Here is a 14,965-nt window from a genome sequence, read left to right on the forward strand (position 1 = left end):
GCTGCCTGCTACGCCATGGGCTCAATGACGCCATGGTGCAGCAGCAGCCGGACCAGTTCCGCCACCGGCAACCCCACCACGTTGCTCCACGAACCATCGATGGATTCCACCAGAAACGCGCCCACGCCCTGAATGCCGTAGGCCCCGGCCTTGTCGTCGGGCTCGCCCGTGGCGGCATAGGCGGCCAGCGCGGCGGGCGGGGCATTCCACATGGTCACACGGGTGACGGCGTGAAAGGTTTCGCGCGTGCCGCCGGGCAGGGCCACGCAGCAGGCGCTGACCACCTCGTGGGTGTGCCCGGCCAGCCGCGTGAGCATGCGCACCGCGTCTGCGCGATTCTCCGGCTTGCCCATGACCTCGCCGTGCAGGGCCACCACCGTGTCCGCCGCGATAACCACACAACCGGGGCGGGCGGCGGACACCGAGGCTGCCTTGGCCTCGGCCGCGCGGCGGGCATAGTCCGCCGGGGGTTCTCCGGGCAGGGGGTCGGGCTCGGCCGCGCCGTTACCGTAGACCTCGAAGGCAAGGCCCAAGGACTCCAGAAACTCGCGGCGGCGGGGCGAACCAGAGGCCAGCACCACGGGGGCCAGCGCCCTGAAAGGCCCGCCTGACGGGGCGAACAGGGCGGACAGGGCAGGCGCGTCGCTGTCGGAAACATCGGCGGAATTCGCCGGGCAGGCTTGCGTCATCGAAAGCACATCGGTCATGCGGTCATGGCTCCGGGAAGAAATGCGGCGTCCGCGCCCCAATCCGGGGGGCGCACTATCCGTGGCCCCTTTTCGGGCCGGGCGGCCCGGCACGCTGCGCGTTTCGCGTGTCATGCCCCATGGCGACGCCGGGCGCAAGCACGCCCACCTTCCGCCATACCGCATGCATGTACCCGCTCCACCATGCGACAGTGCATTCATATCCCCCCATGTGTACGTGAAACACCCAATGCACACCGGGGGATAACCCTACCTACCCCAGAAGAATGCAGTCGCACCTCAAAATCACCTAATGTTTCCGCGCCAGCCGCCGATAGGAGGTGTGAGTGCATGGGCGGGTCTTCCCTCACCGCATTGCCCGAAAAATTTTTTCGGAAAAGATGCGTCCGCCCCCTAAAGTTCCCCCTCGGGAATGCCGATAGGCGATACGAGGGGAGACTACCGTGACCACGAACTCGTTTTACCTTCGCAACATGCTGCTGAACTACGACAAGCAGCTTGTAACCGCACGCAGGCTGGCCCGCTATCGGCAGGCCATGCGTCTGGCGGCGGGCGAGGAGGAAAGCGCCATTCCTCCCGAGGTGAAGCGCAGGTTCATGGTGGAACGCGTGGCTCGCGAGATCATGGAAAACCTTCTGCTTGCGGGAAGTGACAACCCCGTCGTACGAGAGATTCGCCAGAAGCTGGAAAAGGAACTGGGAGAAACGCTCACCTTCACGTATCCTCCGACGCAGCTGGACATTCAGGTGTTCCGCTCCGGGCCAGCAGGCCCCGTCGAGGTAGCGCCAGCGGAGAAGGCGAGAATCCTGGACCGGCTGTGGCACATAGCTCTCGAAACAGTGGACGACACCATGCTCTAGGCGGTCAGCGAACCGGTAAACGGTATGCTCCCCCGGGGAGGTTACCATGGAAATCAAGAACTATCTCAAGAACCTGGACCCGTACAGGGCCAAGTTGGAGCAGTCCGAGCTCCAGACCAAGCGCATCGCCGCCCGCAAGGAAGGTGACGCCGCGTCCTCCGCACAGGGTGACCGGGTCAGCCTTTCCGACGAGGCCAAGCTGCGCACCGAGGCGTATTCAGCCGCCCTTGCCGCGCCCGACGTGCGCCAGGAAAAGGTGGACGCGCTGAAGAGCAAGGTGGAGTCCGGCGAGTACCAGGTGGACTCGCGCGCCGTGGCCGAAAAGCTGCTCAAGGAAGAACAGGACCTGTTCGGCTAGCGGCTTCGGGCATGCCCGCCCCTATCCCGCGATGTTCCGCGTCGCGCCGGGTGTTCTTCCGGCGTGGGTCGGTTCCGGGAAAGGATGGTTTCGGGCACGGCACGTCCGGCCTTTCGGCCGTGTGCTTGTGCACGGCCTTTGAATGCTATGGCAAGGCGGCGCCGTCTCCGTACGGTTCCGCCTTGTCACGTTTTACGACCTTCCTGAATACGAAAGGGCCGCGCGATGCTCCATCGCGCGGCCCTTTGCATTCCGTGGTCACAACTCGCCCGGCCCGCCTACCCGCCGCCTTTCAGCAACCGGCGCACGGCGGCGGCATCGGGCAGTTCCAGCGCCCGTTCCGCCAGCTTCGCGCAGGCCGCCATGTCGCACCCGCGCACCACGTCCTTGGCGCGCGGAATGGCCGGGCCGTTCATGCTCAGTTCATCCAGCCCCAGCCCCACCAGCAGCGGGATGGCCTCCGCGCTGCCCGCCAGTTCGCCGCACATGGCCACGGGTATGCCCGCCGCGTTGCCCGCCGCCACGGTGTCGCGCACCATGCGCAGCACGGCAGGGTGCAGCGCGTCCGACAGGTCGGCCACGGCGGCGTTGCCCCTGTCCGCGGCCATGACGTACTGGGCCAGGTCGTTGGTGCCTATGCTGAAAAAGGCCGACTCGCGGGCCAACTGGTCGGCCAGGGCCACGGCGGCGGGCACCTCGACCATGATGCCCACCTCCACCGGGCCGTGGGGCAACCCTTCCGCAGCCAGCGCGGCTCGGGCCTCTTCCAGCATGGCCTTTGCGGCTGCCAGTTCGCCGGGATGGGCCACCATGGGGAACATGACCCGCAGGGGGTGTTCCGCTGCGGCGCGCAGCAGGGCGCGCAACTGGGTAAGGAACAGTTCGCGCCGGGCCAGGCAGAAGCGGATGCCGCGCAGCCCAAGGAAGGGGTTGTCCTCTCCCGCCGCGAAGTCGCCCAGGTAGGGCACCGGCTTGTCGCCGCCAATGTCCAGGGTGCGCACCACCACCGGCAGGCCGGGCATGGCGGCGGCGGCGGCCACGTAGGCGGCGCGCTGCTCCTCCTCGTCCGGTGCGGCGGCGCGGTCCAGGAACAGGAATTCGGTGCGGAACAGGCCCACGCCTTCCGCGCCGTTTTTCAGCGCGGGGGGGGCGTCAGCCGGGGCGCCGATGTTGGCATGCACGTGCACGTGGCGGCCATCCGTGGTCACGGCGGGGCGGGCGGCCCCGGCCAGCGCGGCCTCGCGCGCGGCCAGCCACGCGGCGCGGCGGGATTCGATGGACGCCCGCACGTCGGGCGCGGGGGCAATCCACACCTCTCCGGTGGACCCGTCCAGCGCCACGGTGACGCCGTCGGCCACGTTGGCGGCCAGCGCGCCCGCGCCCGCCACCGCCGGAATGCCCATGGACCGGGCCAGGATGGCCGCGTGCGATGTGGCCCCGCCCTGCGCGGTGACGATGCCCAGCACCAGCGCGGGGTCCAGATGGGCCATGTCCGAGGGGCCAAGGTCGGCGGCCAGCAGCACCGAGGGCCGGTCCAGTCGCGGGCCGGAAGGCGGCGCGCCGGTCAGCAGACGCAGCACGCGCGCGCCCACGTCCACGAGATCGGCCGCGCGTTCGCGCATGTAGCCTTCCGGCAGTTGCCGGAAACTTTCCGCCGCCAGGTCGATCACCGCATACCATGCCGCCTCGGCGGGTTCGTGCCGCTCTGCGATGCGCTGGCGCGCATCCCCGGCGATGGTGGCGTCATCCAGCAGCAGGCGGTGCATGACGAAGATTTCCGCCTCCTGCTTGCCCGCCATGGCGGCGGTGCGCCGCTCCAGCGCGGCCAGTTCCTTGCGGGCGGCGTCCAGCGCCGCTTCCAGCCGGGCGGCCTCGCTGTCCGGGTCACCCGCCACGAGGCTAGGCGGCGGCGCATCGAATGCCGGGCGGTGCCAGACGGCTGGCCCCATGGCAATGCCCGGCGAAGCGGGTACGCCGCCCCTGGCGGCGGGCGCACCCGCCGCAGCGGGTTTGCCCTGTCCGTCCGGTCCAGCCGTGATGGATTTGCCGGACGACATGGCCGCGTCGGGCAAATCGCCGAAGTTCTCCGCCGCAAGGTCGGCCAATGCCTTCAGGGCGTGCGCGGCGTCGGCCCCGGTGGCCCGGAAGGTTACCGTGTCGCCGCCGCGCACGGCCAGCGTGGCGATGCGGTTCACCGAGCGGGCGGAAACCACCCGGTCGCCCCGCACCAGGTGCACGTCGGCCACGAAGGGGCCAAGGGCGGTGACGATGCGCGCGGCGGGCCGGGCGTGCAGCCCAAGGCGGTTGGGCACCACCAGGGTCAGCTCCTGGCCGCCCGCGACAATGGGAGCTGGGGGAACGGGGGAAGCGGCATCCGGCGCGACATCCGGCGCGGCCTCGCCCTGCGGCGGGGCCATGCCCAGCAGTTCCGCCTTGGCCGCTAGGGCGGATTCCGCCTCGCGGGCAACCGTCTCCAGATCCGCCCCGATGGACGCCTGCACGGCGGCGGCCATGACGCCTTCCACCAGCGGGGCCGCGCACAGCCGCACCTGTGCCGCCACTTCCGGCGGCAACAGGTCCAGCGCGGTTTCCGCGCTCATCAGCGCGCTGCCAAGGTCCATCAGCACCAGCACGCCGTCGCCCTGCTGCACCTCTTCTATGGCGGCCATGACCCGTACGGGGTCGGTGCCGATGGGGTGTTCCGGGTCGTCGATGCCGCCCGCCACGGCCAACGGCACGCGGCCCTGCGTCATCTGCTCCGCCAGTTCCTTCACGCCCTGCCCAAGCACGGCGCTGTGCGTGACGACGACGATGCCGACCATGGGCTACCCCCGCACCACGTCGCGCAGGGCGGCCAGCAGCAACACCGTGGAGGTGGCCCCGGGGTCCTGGTGGCCGATGCTGCGCTCGCCAAGATAGCTGGCGCGGCCCTTGCGGGCCTGCATCGGTATGGTGGCGCGCATGCCTTCCTCCGCCGCCGCCACGGCGGCATCCAGCGCGGCGGACAGGTCGCCGCTGCCCGCCACGGCGCTGCGGTAGGCGTCAATGGCGGGCTTCCAGGCATCGAACATGGTCTTGTCGTGCAGCACGGGCCGCCCGCGCGAGACAACGCCCTCTACCCCGGCGTCCAGCAGGGCCTGCACGTCGGGGGCGTCCAGCGCGTCCTTGCCGGCCACAGCAAGCCCGGCCTTCATGAAAAAGGTGCCGTACAGGGGGCCGCTGGCCCCGCCCACGGTGGACAGCAGCACCATGCCGGTATCCTTCAGAATCGCGCCGATGTCCTTGTCCGCGAAGGTGGGCAGTTTTTCCTGCACCTTGCTGAAGCCCCGGTCCATGTTGATGCCGTGGTCGGCGTCGCCGATGGCGGCGTCGAGATCGGTGAGATACGAGCGGTTATCGCGCATGATATCGCCCAGCTTGGCGAGCCATGTGAGGATGTGGTCGCGGGTGATCTGCATGGGGGCATCCTTGTGGGAGGCTGCGGTGAATTGGTGGAAATGGCGTGAACCGCCATCCGCGTGTACGGATTCCGGTCCGGCGGACGACAGGCATGCCATCCGCCGGACCGGGATTCCTGGTCGGTAAGGGAACTGTTCTGGTTGCGGTGCGTCAGCGCAGACTCTGCCTGGCTGCGCACGCCACATGTTACGGTGCGCCTCTCTCAGGCCATCGGCGTTCTGCATGCGCTATGTCGCTAGCGATCGCCGTGCGCTGCGCGGATTTTTGTTCTTTGCCAAGGAGGGGCGCGTGGTCATGAAGGGAGCGCACTCTTCGGTGCGTGACCGGAATGAACGCGCGTTCCGACGACAGCAAAGGGCAAAAGGACCGCAGCGCACCCTAGCCCATGCGCAGGCCGGGAGTGACGGCCTTCGCATCCCAGAACTTCAGTATCTCGTCGTCCACCTTCAGCAGGGTGATGGAAAAGCCCTGCATTTCCAGAGAGGTGATGTACGGGCCGATCAGGTTGCGCACGATGGAGATGCCGCGCGCCCCGCAGATTTCGGCCAGCTTGCGGTACACGGCGTACAGTTCGCTGACCGGGGTGCCGCCCATGCTGTTGACGAAGGCGATGACCTTGTCGCCCTTGGCGAAGGGCGCATCGGTCAGGGACTTGTCCACCCACTGGCCGCTGGCGCGGTCGAACTCGCGCACGGTGCGGGTGTAGGCCGGGTCGTCGATGATGGTGGTGGCCATGATCTGCACCAGTTCGTCCACGGGCTTCATGGGGGCGCGCTGGGTGCCCGGTTCGCCGTGGATGCCGATGCCGATCTCTATCTCGTTCTCGGCCAGTTCGAAGGTGGGCTTGCCTGCGGCGGGCACGGTGCAGGGGGTCAGCGCCATGCCCATGGAGCGGCCGTACTGGTTCACCTTGCGGCACAGGTCGGCGCACTTGTCCAGGTCGTACCCGGCTTCCGCCGCCGCACCCACGATCTTTTCCGCCAGCACGGTGGTGCCCACGCCGCGCCGCCCGGCCGTGTACAGGCTGTCTTTCACGGCCACGTCGTCGTCGATGAGGATGTTCTGCACCTTCACGCCGTCGGCGTGGCACAGTTCTGCCGCCGTTTCGAAGTTCATCACGTCGCCGGTGTAATTCTTGACGATGAACAGCACGCCCGCGCCGCGATCCACGGCCTTTGCGCACTCGTACATCTGGTCGGGCGTGGGCGAGGTGAACACCTCGCCGGGGCAGGCTCCGTCGAGCATGCCGTGGCCGACGAAGCCGCCGTGCATGGGTTCGTGCCCGCTGCCGCCGCCGGAGACGATGGCCACCTTGCCCTGCGGTATTTCCTTGCGGCAGACGAAGTGCGGGTCGATGTTCACCCGCAGTTCCGGATGCGCCGCCGCCATGCCCTGCAACTGTTCGCGTACCACGTTTTCCACTGCATTGATCAATTTCTTCATGGTCATGCCTCGTGGGTTTTGCTCGTTAGGGACAGTCACGCTGGACAATACGCGATTTCCGAAGCGGTGGGAACGGGGCAGAGGGTGGAAGGTAGGGGCAGCGTAGCGTCAGGGCGTGAACGACAGGCCCGCATCCCGGCTCGTGCCCGGGCATGGCCGCGCGGGAGCGCGGCAACGGATTTCCTGGCCCTGCCTGGCACCGCGCAGGGACTCGAAAAGCGTCCATCCATCGTGTAGTATCGGTTCAGCGCCCCTGCCCCCCCCGCGAATTGCGGGAGCCATGCGCACGCGGCGCCGTTGCATCAAGCCTGCGACCGGCCCGCGATCCGGGCCGGAGCATCCGGAAGCACATCGGATGGCCACGGGCGCCGGGGCGGAACCCCTGACGCACGAGACGAGGTCACGCGGACAACACCCACGCATCGGCTGACGACCGTTGCCTGGATACCGGCGCGGAAGGTGCCGGAGGGGGAGACATGCTTTCCAGAGAATCCCTGCGCCGCCGCAAACGCGATGGCACGCGCATGGTCCGGTTATGGGACTACCAGAACCCGACGGCTCGTTGCATCGGCAAGGCAGGGCAGACGCGCAAGCCCTGCTCGTGCCCTCTGTGCGGCAACCCGCGCAGACTATGCGGCAACGGCACGGACGGGTTGACCCTGCAAGAGCGCCGGGCGCGCCAGAAGGATGATGCCGACGGCACGCAGGACGCTCCGGCCAGAAAGGCCTGAAGCAAAACCGCCTTCGGAGGATATTCCCCGAAGGCGGTTTACTTCATGCCCGGGGCGGCCCCGGAGCGGGACAGGCCGCGCTATCCGTTCTCGCGCTTGATGTTGTCGATGAGTTCCTTGAGCTTCAGGCATTGGCGGTTCAATTCCTGCTGCGCGTCCGCCGCCTGGCCGATGCCGTCGGTGATCCGGCCCGAAAGGGCGTTGATTTCCTCAAGCGCCCGGGTGATCTCCTCGCTGGCTGCGGACTGCTCCTCGGCCGCCGTGGCGATAGAGCGCACCCGGTCCGCCGAATGCTCGGAAAGCTGGACGATCTCGCGCAGGGCCTTGCCGGAAAGCACCACCAGTTCCGTGGCCTTGTCCACGGCCGCCACGGCGTGCTCGACGCTTCTGGTGTTCTCGCGCGTGGCCTGCTGGATGGTCCCGATGGCTTCGCCCACCTCCTTGGTGGCGCTCATGGTCTTCTCGGCCAGCTTGCGCACCTCGTCGGCCACCACTGCAAACCCACGCCCCGCGTCTCCGGCGCGCGCGGCCTCGATGGCGGCGTTGAGCGCCAGCAGATTGGTCTGGTCGGCGATGTCGTTGATGACGTTCATGATCTGGCCGATGGCCTCGGCCTTCACGCCCAGTTCCGCCACGTTGGACTTCAGCGCCACGGCCAGCTTCTGCACCTCCTCGATGGCGGTTACCGAGGCGTTGGCGGTGCTGGCACCGTCCTGCGCCCGCAAGCGGGCGTGGTCGGCGTTCTCTGCGGCCTTGCCGGAGTTGCCCGCCACTTCGAGGATGGTGGCGTTCATCTCTTCCATGGCGGTGGCGGTTTCCGTTATGCGGCTCCGCTGCCCTTCGGCCCCGGTGCTGATCTCGGTCGAAAGATCCGCCACCTGCCGCGAGGCCTGCGTCAGCGAGGACACGATGGCGTCGAGTATGCCCGCCGCGGCCAGCATGCCCTCGGCCTTGGCGTGCTCGGCCCTGCTCCGCGCCTCCTCGGCTTCCGCCGTGGCGGCGCGGGCGTGGGCGGCCTCCTCCTCGGCCTGTCGGCCTTTCTGCCGCGCCTCCTCCATTCTTTCCTTGAGACTTGCGACCATGACATACAACGCATCGGCAAGCTGCTGTATCTCGCCCCGAAACCGGCCACTGACGGTCGCGTCGAGATCGCCCGAGGCGACCTGCCCGGCGTAGCCCACAAGCTGGCCCATAGGCTGCTTGAGCCTGTGGTGAATGTACAGCACCACCAGCCCGACCATGAGCGCCGCGATGCACAGGCCAATCAGCCCACTGCGCCCCATGAGGCCGTTGATGGCGCTGTTGAAGCGGGCCTGTTCCGCCAGGATTTCCTCGTCCACCTCGTCCATGTAGACGCCCATGCCGATCACCCAGCCCCAGGGCTGGAACAGCTTCACGTAGGACAGCTTCTGGTAGTCGCCCCCCTTGCCGGGCTTGCCGAACCGGTAGGCGACGGTGCCCTCGCCCTTGTCACGGGCCACCTGCGCCATCTCGACAAAAAGACGCTTGCCCGTGGTGTCCGTTTTCTGGCTGAGGTCCGTGCCGTCAAGCTCCGGCTGAATCGGATGCATCACCATGTGCGGCTGGAGGTCGTTGACCCAGAAATAATTGCCGTCCGAAAGCCGGATGCGCCCGATCTGGTCCAGGGCCTCACGCTTGAGTTCTCCCGTGATGTCGTCCAAATAGGCCCCCGCGCCGATGACCCAGCCCAGTTCCGGCACCAGTCTGACGAACGACACCTTCACCTGGGCTTCCTTCTGCCCGGGCTTGGGCCACATGTAATCGACCATGCCCTCGCCCTTGCCGCGCGCCACGGCCACGAATTCGTCGAACATGGCCTTGCCCCGGGCATCGCGCAGGCCGCGCTGGGCCTTTCCTTCAAGTTGCGGCGACACAGGGTGCATGAGCACCACGGTATCTAGGTCGTTGACCCAGATGTAATTGTCCCCCGCAAAGCGCAACCCCCGCAGCATGCCAAGCAGTTCGCGCGCGACCTGCGCCTTGCGGTCTGCGGGTGTGGCAGCCATGTGGGCCTGCACAAGGCTGGCGGCGGATTCGACGACCAGCTTCAGTTCGCGAGCCTTCAGCCGCTTCAGCGCTTCGACATCCTGCGACTGGGCGTGGTATTTCGCCACGATGCTGTAGGCCGAATCCACCATGTCGCGCAGCGAATACTTTTCATGGTCATAGATGGTCTCGCGCGTCTGGTCCGCCTGCTGCCTCGCGAACCGCGAGAGATCGAACGAGACGTATCCGAGAAACGCCCCGCCCTCCAAAACGAGCCCGATGACAACGATGATCAGGAGCCGAACGATGATCGATTTCCGCATGACCGTCTCCTTCCTTGTGCTGTGCCGGTCCTCGCCATCTTCACGATACGACGGATGGGCGGGGGAGCGCGATGATAATGCGAGAAATACTGGCGCGGTATGCCTGCGGCGAACGAACCCGCCCCCGGAAAGACGGGACAGGATGTTGCCCGCACCAAACGCGGACCGCCTCCGGGAGTTCCCCCCGGAGGCGACTGCATTCGCGCTCTGCACCTTCCCACCCCCCTAGTGCCGGTAATGCCCCGACGTGTAGGACCCGTCCATGGCACGCCAATGTAGTCGGCTGCTCCTTGGTCAGGGTAACGCCAAGGCGGCCAGGTGCAGGTGGTGCACCTGTTCATCCTGTTTCTTGGGCAGGATGTACACCTTGCGTTCAAGGTCGGGGTTGGCAGCCCGTTCGATCTGGGCCAGGGTCTGGTTGGTGACGCTGTTGGACATGACGAAGCTGGGGTGGCCGGTGGCGCAGAACAGGTTCACCAGGCGCCCTTCGGGCAGCAGCACGCACACGCCACAGCGCGTGAAGATGCGACGGTCAGGCTCCCTTTGCTGCCGCACTCGCGATTCGTGCGCCACACGCACCGCAAAGCCGCTGCCGCACGCCGCCACCGCGCCACCATCCCGGATGCGAATACTCATGGATTTTCGGGCAACGGCAACATAGCCTGTTCACACCATCCTCCGGAGATCGGCCCATTTCCCGTGGAGGCGACGATGCGACAAAACGACACCGGAAACGCGCCCCGCAAGGCGATCGCGGCTGCATTCACAGTCGGCATCCTGGTGCTGTTGCTCAAATCGCTGGCCTTTCTGGTGACGGGTTCAGCCGCCCTGCTCACAGACGCCCTGGAATCGACCATCAACGTGCTTGCCAGCGGGTTCGCCATGTGGAGCATTCACGTGGCGCAAACCCCTCCGGACGAGGATCACCCCTACGGACACGGCCGCATCGAATACTTTTCCGTGCTCTTCGAAGGAACGCTCATCCTGGCGGCGGCCATCGGCATCATCATCACGGCCGCGCCCCGCATCATCAATCCACTGCCCCTTACCCGCCTCGACATGGGGCTGGCCATCTCGGTGCTGGCGTCATCGGCCAATCTGGTGTTGGCGCTTCACCTTCTTCGGGTGGGCAGGAGCACCAACACAATGGCCCTCATCGCCGACGGCAGGCACATCCTTACCGATGTGTATACCACCGCCGGGGTGCTGGCCGGGCTGGCCGCCGTCCGCCTGACCGGCTGGCTGTGGATGGACGGCGCCATAGCCTGCGCCGTGGCCCTGCACATCGTGCGCACGGGCTACGGGCTGGTGCGCAATGCCGTGAAGGGGCTGATGAACGAAGCGGATGCCGTGCTTCTCCAGCGCCTGAACAACTCGCTGCGGCACGCGACCTCGGAAGACTGCCTTTCGGTCCATGCCGTGCGGGCGTGGATGTCCGGCCGCGACATCTATGTGGACATGCACGTGGTGCTGCCGCGCGGGCTGTCCCTTGCCGAGGCCCAGCAATGCACGGCGCGGCTTGAAGGCGTGCTGCGCCGTGACAACCCGGACGTGGCGGGGGTGCATCTGAAACTGGAAGTCTGCAACGACACGCAATGCCGCACCTGCCGTCACGCAGCCCGATGCCGGAATGGCCACGCGGAAACCCCGTCCGCTGCCGCGCGGCCGGAAGGCAGCCACGGCACTTAGCCAGACCGACATCCCCCAGAGCAACAACGAAAGAACGCCCCCAGGCACGTGGCCCGGGGGCGTTCCAATCATTGGTCCGGCTCCGGCTAGTACCGGTAATGCCCCGGCTTGTACGGCCCGTCCACGGGCACGCCGATGTAGTCGGCCTGCTCCTTGGTCAGGGTGGTCAGGGTAACGCCAAGGCGGGCCAGGTGCAGGCGGGCCACCTGTTCATCCAGCTTCTTGGGCAGGATGTACACCTTGCGTTCCAGGTCGGGGTTGGTGGCCAGTTCGATCTGGGCCAGGGTCTGGTTGGTGAAGCTGTTGGACATGACGAAGCTGGGGTGGCCGGTGGCGCAGCCCAGGTTCACCAGGCGGCCTTCGGCCAGCACGATGATGGAGCGGCCCGACTTCAGGGTCCACTTGTCCACCTGCGGCTTGATGTTCAGGCAGGTGCAGCCGGGGGTGGTTTCCAGGTAGTGCATGTCGATTTCGTTGTCGAAGTGGCCGATGTTGCAGACGATGGCCTCGTCCTTCATGGCCTCCATGTGCGCGCCGGTGATGACCTTGTAGTTGCCGGTGGCGGTGACGAAGATGTCGCCTTCTTCCACGGCCTTTTCCATGGTGGTCACTTCGTAGCCTTCCATGGCCGCCTGCAGGGCGCAGATGGGGTCGATTTCGGTCACCAGCACGCGCGCGCCAAAGCCGCGCATGGACTGGGCGCAGCCCTTGCCCACGTCGCCGTAGCCCGCCACCACCACCACCTTGCCCGCCACCATCACGTCGGTGGCGCGCTTGATGCCGTCGGCCAGCGATTCGCGGCAGCCGTACAGGTTGTCGAACTTCGACTTGGTCACCGAATCGTTGACGTTGATGGCCGGGAACAGCAGCTTGCCTTCCTGTTCCAGCTGGTACAGGCGGTGCACGCCCGTGGTGGTTTCTTCCGAAACGCCGCGCACGCGGGCGGCCACACGCTGCCAGCGGCCCGGATCGTTCTGGTAGGCCAGGGCAAGGCGGTCCATGATGATCTGGAATTCCTTGTTGTCGTAGGCCTGCTTGAGCAGTTCGGGGTTACCTTCCACCTCGACGCCCTTGTGGATCATCAGGGTGGCGTCGCCGCCGTCGTCAACCAGCAGGTCGGGGCCGCTGCCGTCGGGCCAGGTCAGCGCCATTTCGGTGCACCACCAGTAGTCTTCCAGCGTTTCGCCCTTCCAGGCGAACACCTTGGCCATGCCGGAATCGGCAATGGCCGCCGCCGCGTGGTCCTGGGTGGAGAAGATGTTGCACGAGGCCCAGCGGATGTCCGCGCCCAGCTCGTACAGCGTCTTGATGAGCATGGCCGTCTGGATGGTCATGTGCAGGGAGCCGGTGACGCGCAGGCCCTTCAGCGGCTTGCTGACGCCGTACATGCGGATGAGTTCCATCAGCCCCGGCACTTCGCGCTCGGAAAGCTGCATTTCCTTGTGGCCGAAGTCGGCCAGGGCCATGTCGGCCACCTTGTTGGCAAGGGAAAGGTCCAGGGCTTGCGCCCGCTTGGCATCGGTCATGTGTGCCTCCGTAGGGAAGGATTTGGTTGCTGTGGTGATGCGGACAGGGACCCGCGCGACTGGGGGCGGCGCAGGGCGCGCCGCGCCCCCGGACGGGTGGTGCGGGAAAGGGCGCGGCCGCGCCCCTGCCCCGAAAGACATACCCCGGCCGCCATGGTTACGGGAGTATAGTTGCGCATGCCGGAAGGACGTTATTCCTTCTCGGCCAGAATCAGGTGCAGCGACAAGCCGTTGCGCACTTCGCGCAGGTCTGCCTTGCGCACGACAAAGCCCGCCTCGGAAAGGCGGGCCGTCAGCGCGGCCCGGTCGAAACCAAGCCAGCGGTCGCCGTAGTCGCTGCGCATGCGCTCGTTGTCGTGGTGATCGAAATCGCTGAGGAACAGCAGCCCCCCGGTGCGCAGGGTGCGGCCTATCTCGCGCAGGGCCGCCACCGGCTCCGACAGGTGGTGCAGCACCATGTTGATGGACGCGAAGTCGGCCTCGCCGTCGCGCAGGGGCAGGTGGTCCAGTTCGCCGATGCGCAGGGATACGCGCGCCCCGGCGTCGGCCATGCGGCGGCGGGCCATTTCCAGCATGCGCGGCGAACCGTCCACGCCGATGACCTCTTCGGCGCGGGGCAGCATGCGTTCCAGCACGGTGCCGGTGCCGCAGCCAAGGTCCACGGCCACGCGGCAGCGCGGGGCCTGCGGCATGGCCTCGGCCACCGCCCCGGCCAGGTCGAACTCGCCCAGCACTTCGCGGTTCAGTTCGTCCCAGTCCTCGGCAATGGCGTTGAAGAACTGGCGCGTCTTCAGCGCCCGTTCCTCGATGATCTTCTCGGCCATGGCCATGTCGCCCTGCAGGGTCATGTCCTCGGCGATGAACGGGGCCACCGCGTCCAGAAAGTCGCGGCCCTCGCCCTCCGCCGGGGCGGCGTAGAACACCCACAGCCCGTCGCGGCGCGAGACCAGCAACCCCGCCCCGGTCAGGATCTTGAGGTGGCGCGACACCCGCGACTGGCCCATTTCGAGAATGGAGACCAACTCGTTCACGTTCAGCTCGTGCCGGTTCAGCACGTGCATGAGCCGCATTCGGGTGTCGTCGGAAAGGGCCTTGAAGTAGTCGAGTGCTGCCGACATGGGATTCCCGCACAGGATTTCTTGAACTATGACGCATGGTTTTCCACACGCCGGGCACCGTTTCCGGATGCCTTGATATTCATACATCAAGAAAACTTGATTTGCAAGCATCCGCTACGGCGCATACAGCACGCAGCCGCCCCATGCATCGGCAAGGACGCATGGGGCGGCGCACACACATGGAGTCTACACGACCAGAATATTTGAGACACCATGCGACGCACAGGCCGCGCACTTTCCCCGGCCTGTTGCTCCTGCAGCGCCTGTCGCGCCCTGTCGGGGCTTACCGGGCCAGACGCAACAACCGCTCCGCAACCACCGCCGGGGCCACGTGGCGGCGCATGGATTCCGTGGCGCGCAGCTCGCCGCGCAGGTTCATGGGTTCGCTGGCGTGGGCGCTGGTCAGTTGCGCCTCGCAGGCGTCACGCAGCAGGGCGAACGACGCCTCCACCTCCGGATAGCGGTTGTCCTCGCGCCAGGGCAGACGCAGCGTTGTTTCCGCCTCGCGGCCCGCGTGCGAGGGCGCATCCAGCACATACGTCCCCTTGGGGGCCTCGCCCGCCCGTTCGCTTTCGCCGGGGTAGCAATGCGGCCGCCACGAATCGGGCGGCTCGGGAATGGTGGACTGCACCCGCACCGGGGGCACGGCCAGGGCCTTTTCATGCGGTTCCAGGGACACGGTGTAACGCAGCACGGGGCGCAGGTTGCCCCGCTGCTTGTCGATGCGCCATTCGATGCGCATGG

General features: G+C 67.0%; 12 protein-coding genes and 1 pseudogene. 4 read left to right on the top strand and 9 right to left on the bottom strand.

The window, feature by feature from the left end; all coding sequences use genetic code 11:
* Positions 1 to 8: 8 nt before the first annotated feature.
* On the bottom strand, positions 9 to 707 hold the full coding sequence (locus RVX_RS13690) for a Maf family nucleotide pyrophosphatase (protein ID WP_116308121.1): 699 nt from the start codon (positions 705 to 707) through the stop codon (positions 9 to 11).
* 443 nt (positions 708 to 1,150) lie between these two features.
* Between RVX_RS13690 and RVX_RS13695 the strand changes: the two genes are divergently transcribed.
* Both RVX_RS13695 and flgM read left to right on the top strand, forming a co-directional pair.
* Entirely contained in the window at positions 1,151 to 1,567 is a 417-nt protein-coding gene (locus RVX_RS13695) for a DVU0524 family FlgM-associated protein (protein WP_007526511.1), read from the top strand.
* Positions 1,568 to 1,613: 46 nt separating this feature from the next.
* Complete coding sequence (flgM, locus tag RVX_RS13700) at positions 1,614 to 1,925, top strand: flagellar biosynthesis anti-sigma factor FlgM (RefSeq protein ID WP_116308120.1); 312 nt, start codon at positions 1,614 to 1,616, stop codon at positions 1,923 to 1,925.
* 278 nt (positions 1,926 to 2,203) lie between these two features.
* Here flgM and ptsP read toward each other — a convergent pair whose 3' ends face one another.
* The 3 genes from ptsP to dhaK all read right to left on the bottom strand — a co-directional run bounded on the left by ptsP (position 2,204) and on the right by dhaK (position 6,827).
* Complete coding sequence (gene ptsP, locus RVX_RS13705; protein WP_116308119.1) at positions 2,204 to 4,747, bottom strand: phosphoenolpyruvate--protein phosphotransferase; 2,544 nt, start codon at positions 4,745 to 4,747, stop codon at positions 2,204 to 2,206.
* A 3-nt stretch (positions 4,748 to 4,750) separates the two neighbouring features.
* A complete protein-coding gene (dhaL, locus tag RVX_RS13710) occupies positions 4,751 to 5,383 on the bottom strand; it encodes a dihydroxyacetone kinase subunit DhaL (protein ID WP_116308118.1) in 633 nt (210 codons plus the stop codon).
* Positions 5,384 to 5,762: 379 nt separating this feature from the next.
* Positions 5,763 to 6,827, bottom strand: a complete 1,065-nt coding sequence (dhaK, locus tag RVX_RS13715) for a dihydroxyacetone kinase subunit DhaK (RefSeq protein WP_116308226.1) — start codon at positions 6,825 to 6,827, stop codon at positions 5,763 to 5,765.
* A 476-nt stretch (positions 6,828 to 7,303) separates the two neighbouring features.
* Here dhaK and RVX_RS13720 point away from each other — a divergent pair, with 476 nt between their 5' ends.
* Entirely contained in the window at positions 7,304 to 7,558 is a 255-nt protein-coding gene (locus tag RVX_RS13720) for a hypothetical protein (protein WP_116308117.1), read from the top strand.
* 80 nt (positions 7,559 to 7,638) lie between these two features.
* On the opposite strand, the gene RVX_RS13725 is transcribed toward RVX_RS13720, so the two are convergent.
* Positions 7,639 to 9,888 (bottom strand): methyl-accepting chemotaxis protein, encoded by a 2,250-nt coding sequence (locus RVX_RS13725; RefSeq protein WP_116308116.1) that lies wholly within the window; start codon positions 9,886 to 9,888, stop codon positions 7,639 to 7,641.
* A 225-nt stretch (positions 9,889 to 10,113) separates the two neighbouring features.
* A pseudogene (locus RVX_RS13730) lies at positions 10,114 to 10,389 on the bottom strand (adenosylhomocysteinase); the annotation flags it as partial.
* Between the two features lie 210 nt (positions 10,390 to 10,599).
* On the opposite strand from RVX_RS13730, the gene RVX_RS13735 reads away from it, so the two are divergent.
* Positions 10,600 to 11,577, top strand: coding sequence for a cation diffusion facilitator family transporter (locus tag RVX_RS13735; RefSeq protein ID WP_116308114.1), 978 nt, complete (start codon positions 10,600 to 10,602; stop codon positions 11,575 to 11,577).
* Between the two features lie 86 nt (positions 11,578 to 11,663).
* Here the strand turns inward: RVX_RS13735 and ahcY are convergent, their stop codons facing one another.
* The 3 genes from ahcY to RVX_RS13750 form a co-directional block, all read right to left on the bottom strand.
* Entirely contained in the window at positions 11,664 to 13,103 is a 1,440-nt protein-coding gene (gene ahcY, locus RVX_RS13740; RefSeq protein WP_116308113.1) for an adenosylhomocysteinase, read from the bottom strand.
* A gap of 191 nt (positions 13,104 to 13,294) precedes the next feature.
* Positions 13,295 to 14,221, bottom strand: coding sequence for an ArsR/SmtB family transcription factor (locus RVX_RS13745; RefSeq protein ID WP_116308112.1), 927 nt, complete (start codon positions 14,219 to 14,221; stop codon positions 13,295 to 13,297).
* Positions 14,222 to 14,504: 283 nt separating this feature from the next.
* Positions 14,505 to 14,963, bottom strand: a complete 459-nt coding sequence (locus RVX_RS13750; protein ID WP_116308111.1) for a hypothetical protein — start codon at positions 14,961 to 14,963, stop codon at positions 14,505 to 14,507.
* Positions 14,964 to 14,965 lie beyond the last annotated feature (2 nt).

The sequence above is a fragment of the Nitratidesulfovibrio sp. HK-II genome (genome assembly GCF_003402415.2).
Classification (GTDB): domain Bacteria; phylum Desulfobacterota; class Desulfovibrionia; order Desulfovibrionales; family Desulfovibrionaceae; genus Cupidesulfovibrio.

Bases quoted from the DNA above. Each gene is read 5' to 3' on its own strand.
- RVX_RS13690 (WP_116308121.1), bottom strand. From the start codon at position 707: ATGACCGATGTGCTTTCGATGACGCAAGCCTGCCCGGCGAATTCCGCC.
- flgM (WP_116308120.1), top strand. From the start codon at position 1,614: ATGGAAATCAAGAACTATCTCAAGAACCTGGACCCGTACAGGGCCAAG.
- ptsP (WP_116308119.1), bottom strand. From the start codon at position 4,747: ATGGTCGGCATCGTCGTCGTCACGCACAGCGCCGTGCTTGGGCAGGGC.
- dhaL (WP_116308118.1), bottom strand. From the start codon at position 5,383: ATGCAGATCACCCGCGACCACATCCTCACATGGCTCGCCAAGCTGGGC.
- dhaK (WP_116308226.1), bottom strand. From the start codon at position 6,827: ATGAAGAAATTGATCAATGCAGTGGAAAACGTGGTACGCGAACAGTTG.
- RVX_RS13720 (WP_116308117.1), top strand. From the start codon at position 7,304: ATGCTTTCCAGAGAATCCCTGCGCCGCCGCAAACGCGATGGCACGCGC.
- RVX_RS13725 (WP_116308116.1), bottom strand. From the start codon at position 9,888: ATGCGGAAATCGATCATCGTTCGGCTCCTGATCATCGTTGTCATCGGG.
- RVX_RS13735 (WP_116308114.1), top strand. From the start codon at position 10,600: ATGCGACAAAACGACACCGGAAACGCGCCCCGCAAGGCGATCGCGGCT.
- ahcY (WP_116308113.1), bottom strand. From the start codon at position 13,103: ATGACCGATGCCAAGCGGGCGCAAGCCCTGGACCTTTCCCTTGCCAAC.
- RVX_RS13745 (WP_116308112.1), bottom strand. From the start codon at position 14,221: ATGTCGGCAGCACTCGACTACTTCAAGGCCCTTTCCGACGACACCCGA.
- RVX_RS13750 (WP_116308111.1), bottom strand. From the start codon at position 14,963: ATGCGCATCGAATGGCGCATCGACAAGCAGCGGGGCAACCTGCGCCCC.